Genomic DNA, 7,651 nt, shown 5'->3' with positions numbered 1-7,651 from the left:
TCAAATGCCGCAGCGTAAAGAATCGTATCTTCCGTTCCGTAGAATTTCGCAATTTTTGCTTCCAGTTCTTTGTGAATATCCTGTGTTCCGCAAATAAAACGAACAGACGACATTCCGAAACCATGCGTATCCAAAGCTTCTTTTGCCGCATGGATCACTTCCGGATGAGATGAAAGACCCAGGTAGTTGTTTGCACACATAATCACTACTTCGTCTCCCGAGCTTACGTGTACACGTGCTCCCTGAGGAGAAGTAATAATTCGTTCTTTTTTGAAGATACCGCCTTCTTTAATTGCTGTCAATTCAGCAGATAAATGATCTTTCAGTTTTCCGTACATGACTTTGTTTTATTTTCCCGGTAAAGATAGAATAATTCAAAATTGAAAAGTCAAAATTGAAAAGATGTTCTCTGTGAGGTGACATTACTAAATTCTTCTTTATGATGTTCTACAAATACCGAATAAATGAATAGGTGTTTGAGTTAAATTCACAATGACGACCATTTATTGGGTCATAAATACCCTCTGAGCCTGTAATTCGATACTTTGCTCTTAATTCTTCAATTGAACCTTCATCTTCGATAAAGTAATCATTGAATTTAGATGAAATCGTAAATGTGATTTTGGAATTAACAGCTATCAACGGTTGAATGCTGAAGTTTGAAATATAACCTTGGATTATCATTTCTTAGTTTTTTATGATTTCATTAATTTCCTCTCAATTAATAAGATAAAAAATTAAACGGAAATTTCCAAGGGTAATATTTCTTTTCACTTTTACATTTTCAATTCTCAACTTGCGAACGATATGTTATATCCTGCAATTCGTAATTCGGCATTCGTAATTATTCAACCCACACCTTCGCACCTTCCGAACAATTGGTGCAGATATCAATGGAATTGCGGTCTTGCAATACTGCATTTCTGAAAGAGCGGTAAGCGGGGCTTTTCCAGATCGTTTCGAATGATTGTTCCTGCAAACTTCCCAAGGTATGTTGTGCATCTTTGTCGAAACAACAGGGAACCACTTGTCCGTCCCAGGTGAGAACACTCGACGACCACATTCTCCAGCAGCTGTTTCCGCCTTTGTATTTGAAGCGGTACGTTCCGTCTTTTTGTTTGACGTAGCGCGAATAAGCTTCATTATCCGGGATTAATTCGTTCCCGTTTTCATAATCGTACACCTGGGCCGTTTTGAAACGGACTTCATCAATCCCGATTTCGTCTGCCAATTCCTGGACCTGCGGAATCTGATGCTCATTTGCTTTCACCACCAGGAACTGGAAAATCAGGTGCGGAGTGGCACTCTGAGCCTCTTTTTTTGCTTCGACCAACGCCTTTGCCCCGGAAATGACTTTTTCCAATTGGCCGTGAATGCGATACGATTCATACGTTTCCTGTGTGAGACCATCAATGGAAATAATCAACCGATCGAGACCTGAATTCACAATGTCGCGGGCTTTTTTCCGATCGATGAAATGTGCATTTGTTGAAGTGGCAGTATAAATTCGGTGTCGTTTGGCTTCGAGGATCAATTCCAAGAACTGCGGATGCAGAAAAGGTTCTCCCTGGAAATAGTAATTGACGTAAAACACAGAACCCGAAAGTTGCGAAAGCCATTGTTTGTGCCTGGTCAGATCCAGTTTTCCGGTTGGTCTGGTGAATGCTTTCAAACCGCTGGGGCAGGCCGGACAACCTAAATTACAGGCTGTTGTCGGTTCGATACTCAGGGCAAAAGGGTTGCCCCAATTTTTTTGAAGTTTGAAAACCCGTGCAAAGAAGTAGGAAGAACGCAGCAAGACGATGTTCCAAACTCGCTGAAAGCTAAGATGTTTGAGGATGTTTCGCTGATCTTTGAAGGTACTCATTTCGTCCAACGAATTTACGGAACTAAGGGGAAACTTCTCGTTTTTTTTAATTAACTGTAACTTTTTTTGACTTAGTTTGTCTTAGGAACAAGACAATTAAACTATGAGATACTTTTTACAAAGCTTATTATTACTATTGCTGCCACAAGCATTTTACGCTCAGGAAATTCAGATTCAGGAGGATGTTTCAAAAGCCCCGATTCCCTTTGTAAAAGTATATCCGAAAGAAGGAAAACCGTTCTTGGCCGATTTGGACGGGAGATTCACGAATCCTCCGGGAAACACGCAGGTAACTTTGAAAATGATGAGTTTCCGCGATACAACGGTGCAAATCACGGGTGATATGATCATCTACATGAAGGAAGAAGCAAGCGTGATCGACGAAGTGGTGATTCTTCCCGGAGTGAATCCTGCAGAAAGAATCATGGAAAGGGCGATTGAGAACCGGAAGAAGAATCATCCGAAATCAGACGTGGCTTTTAAATACGAAAGCTACAGCAAATTTGTGTTCACGATCAACCAGGATGCCTTGGCTCAGATTTCGGATACGGTGAAAGATACCAACCTGTTGGATTTGAGAAAATTCTTTGATCAGCAGCATATTTTCCTGTTGGAAAGTACTTCTACGAAATTTTTCAAGCCGCCTTTCAAGGAAAAAGAAGTCATCAGCGCTTACCGCGTTTCCGGATTCTCGGATCCGATGTTCTCTACCTTTGCGAATGAATTGCAGTCCTTCAATTTCTACGATAACCAATTCGATATTTTGGGTCGTTCTTACTTGAATCCGCTGGCTTTGGGTTCTATTCGCCGCTATTTATTCATTTTGGAAGATACAACGATTACTGCTCCGGGAGATACAACATATACCATTCGTTTCCAGCCGAGAAGAGACAAGAACTTTGAAGCAATGAAAGGAACCCTGTATATCAATACAAAAGGATTTGCGGTTGAAAAAGTCATCGTTGAACCGGCTGAGAATAAAGGTGGAATTCACCCGAAAATCATCCAGGAATACGCGTTTTTGGAAGGAAAGAAATGGTTCCCGTATAAATTGTCTACAGAAGTTACCGCTCCGGGCTTGTCTTTGAGTTCTCAGATAAAAGACGCTTACCTGGTCGGAAAGGGAAATACCTATATTGATAAAGTGGTTCTGAACGCCGATCTGAGGGATGAGCGCTTCAATGCGGTCTTTGTGGAAACTGCCCGGGATGCAAATTCGAAAGACAGCGCACATTGGGAAGGAAAACGAAAATACGACCTGGATCAAAAAGATTTGAGAACCTATGAGTTTGTTGACAGTCTTTCCGAAAAGGAAAACCTGGAAGGAAAATTGAAATTGCTTCAATCATTGATGCAGGGAAAAATTCCGTTGGGGTACTTACAGGCAGATATCCTGCGTTTGGTCAATTACCGTGATTACGAAGGTTTCCGTTTGGGTGCAGGCCTGGAAACAAGTGATAAACTATCGACACGTTTTCGGGTGGGCGGATATTTCGCTTACGGATTCAAAGACAAAATGTGGAAATACGGTGGTTATGGAAGAGTAACCCTTGTTCCGAAATATTTCCTGGATTTTGAAGCCCGCTATCAGCAAGATATCATCGAACGCGGAGGAACAGGGTTGAGTACCGAACCGGTTATTACACGGCTGAATTCCTTCTACCGCGATATTTACATTCGTCAGATGGATAAACAACGGATCGGTGAAGTGGCTTTTACGGGATACATTTTCCCGCGAATGAAATTCCGCCTTTCCGGATCTTACCAACGCATTGAATTTACGGAAGGCTATAAATACCAATGGTCGAATTCCGAAATGGGCGCTGCAGATCATTATGATATTGCGGAGAGTTCACTGGAATTGATCTGGGCAATCCGGGATAAAGTCATGTCTTTGGGAACAAAGCGTGTTTCTTTAGGTTCAAAATGGCCGATATTGACGTTGAAAGTCACGAAAAGTTTGCCGGGAGTAACTGCTGCGAAGATTGATTATACGCGTTTAACCGGTGGTGTTCAGCAAATCGTGCCGATCCGTGCGGTTGGCAAATTGACCTATGTCCTGATGGGAACGGTTCTGGAAGGCGATGCACCTTTGCTGTTGCAGCAAGTTGGACAGGGAACGGGTGGAATGTGGAAACTTTCTGCGGCAAATTCCTTTGAAACCATGATTGCGTCAACTTATTATTCTTCCAAAATGGCAGCCTTGTTTACACGTTTCGATTTCAAAGCGGTTAAAACCAATCAAAAATGGACGAAGCCACAGTTTGCCATTCATCACGCAATCGGATACGGAAGCAAGGAGGATTCGAACCGTCACTCAATTGCATTCAATTCTTTGAACAAAGGATATGCAGAAGCAGGTTTGTTGGCAAACAGCCTGATTGTTTTGAATCGAATCGGATTCGGGATCGGAGGATTTTATCATTATGCGGGAGGAGTGATCTCTCCGAAGGTAGGAAATAACATTACGGCTAAATTCAGCTTAAACTTCTTGTTTTAGTAAAATCCCGGAAAATCAATGGAAATTTGCGACTTTTCACCGGATTTTTAAAGGCAGAAGAATCCGGTGGAAACGCTTACTGTGTCTGGGCAAATAGATGGATGTCTATCCGTATTTTTATCCGGTTACCGGCTGGCAGCAAGTGCTTCGGCAATCAGGATAGAAACACCGATTAATAAAACGAAAAACCCGAAGCCTTTTTTGAGGTTTTTGGATTGAATCTTGTGATTGATCTTCAATCCGAGAATTAATCCTCCGGTTGCGATCAGCGTGAACCCCAGAAGCAGAATCCAATCCAGTTGCAGGTTGGGTTTGAACAATTCAGCAGTAAAACCGCTCAACGAATTGATTGCAATAATCACGATCGAAGTAGCAATTGCATTTTTGATCGGAACTTTCATGAATATAGACAAAGAGGGAATAATCATAAATCCACCTCCGGCTCCGACCAATCCACTGATCAATCCGATGATTCCGCCGAAAATAACCAATACGGTCGGTCTGTTCTTTTTGGTTGAAGGAAGTTCTTTCTGACCTTTTATCATCGGAATGGAAGCCAGAATCATCAGGATTCCGAACAAAGACATGATGAAGGTGTTTCGTTCGAAAACAATGTGTTCTCCCAATTGAATAATCGGAGGTAAAGCCGGAACAACGATCAATCGCGTCAGGGAAATACTGATTACAGCCGGAATTCCGAATAGAAGTGCATTTTTGGGGTGAATCAGTTTCGACTTGAAATGCTGAACCGCTCCGAAAAGAGAAGTAACTCCTACAATGAATAAAGAATAAACCGTTGCATTTTGCGGTTCAAGCTGAAAAAAGACGACGAGGATAGGAACTGCTAAAATAGAACCTCCTCCGCCAAGCGTTCCGAGTACGAGCCCCACGAACAGGGCTAAAAAATATCCGATTATTTCGAGAGCCAAAATAAACTGTTTTTAATGTAAGGTAAGGTGCTCTGCTACGATCTCATCATTCATCAATGCCGAAGCCTTTTCATTGAAGATTCGTGCACTTTCGGTCGTTAAGTATGTTACTGTGCCGTTTTGAGTGCATTTTTCGACCATTTCCGGATGTCTTTGAAGATAATCAGCCAAACTCTCCGCAACAATTTTTCCCTGCGCCAGAACCTCTACTTTGGGTGGAAGCAAGCTGCGCAGTTGTTCGATCAAAATAGGGTAGTGCGTACATGCCAATAAAATGGTGTCAATCTTTGGGTCTTTGCTGAGGATTTGCAGTAAATCATTTTGAATGAAGTAAATTCCTCCCGGTGTATCAAATTGATTGTTTTCAATCAACGGAACCCACATCGGGCAAGCGTGCTGGTTGACAATCAGGTCCGGAGCAAATTTTGCCAATTCGATTTCATAACTATTCGAACGGATCGTTCCTTCTGTTGCAAGAACTCCAACGTGCTTGGTTTTGGTGTGTTTATCCAGTTCTTCCGTACTGGGGCGAATCACTCCCAAAACACGTTTGTCAGGATGAAGTTCCGGAAGTTTTAAACGCTGAATATTGCGAAGTGCTTTTGCAGATGCGGTATTACAGGCAAGAATGACCAGGGAACAACCTCTTTCAAACAAAGCCTGAACAGCTTGCCAGGTGTAATCATAAATCACGTCGAAACTTCGTGAACCGTACGGAGCACGTGCATTATCTCCCAAATACAGAAAATCATATTCAGGAAGCTTTTCCCGAATTTCTTTAAGAACGGTTAAACCGCCGTACCCGGAATCAAAAACACCGATTGGACCTTTCACTGACATAAGTCAAAAGTACACAACGTTTCTGTTTTACCCAAATCGCACAGAAGTCATGTTGAGAGAACCACCGACCAACTCATTGTTGAATAACGCAATATCCTCTTTTTCATCGGATAAGCCCAAGGTGTAAATCATCGGATAATAGTGATCCGGAGTCGGAATGGCGAGCTTTGCAAACTGCCCGAGCTTTTGGTAATCTACCAGTGCCTGATGATTTCGGTCCAGGATCAGTTTGTTGAATGTTTCGTTGGCTTCAATTGCCCAGTCAAAACCATAGTTGCCGGCGCTGAGTTTATCCCATGCCACCATTCGAAGGTTGTGAACCATGTTTCCGCTCCCGATAATCAAGACTCCTTTTTTACGCAGCGATTTCAATTCCTGAGCAAGCGTGTAATGATAGGCTGCCGGTTTTCCGTAATCAATGGAAAGCTGAATCACCGGAATTTCCGCATCCGGATACATGTGGCGCACAACGGTCCAGGTTCCGTGATCCAAACCCCATTCGTGATCCAAACCAACCTCGGTGCTTGTTACGAGTTCTTTTGTTTTTTTTGCCCATTCCGGACTTCCCTGTGCCGGATATTGAACGGCAAATAGTTCGTCGGGGAAACCACCAAAATCATGAATGGTTTGTGGGTTTTCCATTGCAGTTACGTATGTTCCGTTAGTGAGCCAATGAGCTGAAACGACCAATACCAGTTTCGGATCCGGAAGATGTTCGACTTCACTTTTCCATTGTCTGGAGAAATGGTTGTCTTCAATTCCGTTCATGGGAGACCCGTGTCCGATAAAAAGGACCGGATAGGTGTAATCTTCTTCGCCCAATAATTTTCCAAGTGATACGGCAGAAGTCAATCCACCGAGTGCTGCAAATCCTAACATACCTTTTACAAATGACTGACGTTTCATTCAAACAAAGATACGTCAATTTATTTACCGAGGTAATTAAATGATGTTAATAAACGTTTTGTGCCGGAATTCTATCAATGTTGGACGTAATATTGCGGAATTACGCCAAGTCTAACTTGTGGAAAAATCCCTTAATGTACTGAATTTACAAACTAAACCCGGAAATCATTATTCCAATGAACGGACGCAATATTACGGACAACTTAGTCTGAACTTCTCCTTAATCAATTCGTTTATATGTACCATTTAGATATTGAGGAGAAAAACAGGCACATAAAAAAAGATCGTCTTCTGAAAGACGATCTTTTCCTTATTTTATTCAAGAAAGAGTAAAACGTGTTACTATTTCGTTTTCTTCACTTCAGCTTCAAGCTTCAAAAGTTCAACGATTACTTCGTTCGTTACATCAATACCACCAGCTGAATAAAGCGTTGTGCTCTCATCAATGATGTAATTGAATTTCTTCGCAGTTGCTACGATATTTACAGCCTTTTTAACGCGATCCAGGATAACACCGTTCATTTCTTGTGTCATTACCTGCAATTGCTGGTCGATTTGTTGCTGACGATCTTCCAATGCTTGTTGCATACGCTGAATACGTTGTTGTTC

7 protein-coding genes are annotated in these 7,651 nt (G+C 42.1%); 1 reads left to right on the top strand and 6 read right to left on the bottom strand.

Features of this window, described 5'->3' with window-relative positions:
- On the bottom strand, positions 1-338 hold a 338-nt coding region (locus Q1V93_RS16695; protein ID WP_300666229.1), incomplete at its 3' end, for an aminotransferase class I/II-fold pyridoxal phosphate-dependent enzyme.
- Between the two features lie 506 nt (positions 339-844).
- Positions 845-1,867, bottom strand: coding sequence for a radical SAM/SPASM domain-containing protein (locus Q1V93_RS16690; RefSeq protein WP_300666228.1), 1,023 nt, complete (start codon positions 1,865-1,867; stop codon positions 845-847).
- Positions 1,868-1,970: 103 nt separating this feature from the next.
- Here Q1V93_RS16690 and Q1V93_RS16685 point away from each other — a divergent pair, with 103 nt between their 5' ends.
- Positions 1,971-4,367, top strand: a complete 2,397-nt coding sequence (locus Q1V93_RS16685; protein WP_300666226.1) for a DUF5686 family protein — start codon at positions 1,971-1,973, stop codon at positions 4,365-4,367.
- 125 nt (positions 4,368-4,492) lie between these two features.
- On the opposite strand, the gene Q1V93_RS16680 is transcribed toward Q1V93_RS16685, so the two are convergent.
- The 4 genes from Q1V93_RS16680 to Q1V93_RS16665 form a co-directional block, all read right to left on the bottom strand.
- Complete coding sequence (locus tag Q1V93_RS16680) at positions 4,493-5,296, bottom strand: sulfite exporter TauE/SafE family protein (protein ID WP_300666225.1); 804 nt, start codon at positions 5,294-5,296, stop codon at positions 4,493-4,495.
- Between the two features lie 12 nt (positions 5,297-5,308).
- The gene (murI, locus tag Q1V93_RS16675) at positions 5,309-6,136 is read right to left on the bottom strand and encodes a glutamate racemase (protein ID WP_300666223.1); all 828 of its coding nucleotides are present in this window, start codon (positions 6,134-6,136) and stop codon (positions 5,309-5,311) included.
- A gap of 27 nt (positions 6,137-6,163) precedes the next feature.
- Positions 6,164-7,015, bottom strand: coding sequence for a 4,5-DOPA dioxygenase extradiol (ygiD, locus tag Q1V93_RS16670; protein ID WP_300666221.1), 852 nt, complete (start codon positions 7,013-7,015; stop codon positions 6,164-6,166).
- A gap of 369 nt (positions 7,016-7,384) precedes the next feature.
- The coding region (locus Q1V93_RS16665; RefSeq protein WP_300666220.1) for an OmpH family outer membrane protein at positions 7,385-7,651 on the bottom strand (267 nt) is incomplete at its 5' end.

The organism is Fluviicola sp. (assembly GCF_030151805.1).
Lineage (GTDB): Bacteria > Bacteroidota > Bacteroidia > Flavobacteriales_D > Crocinitomicaceae > Fluviicola.
The sequence above is the reverse complement of the archived record's forward strand: the minus strand, read 5'-3'. Positions and strand labels throughout refer to the sequence as shown.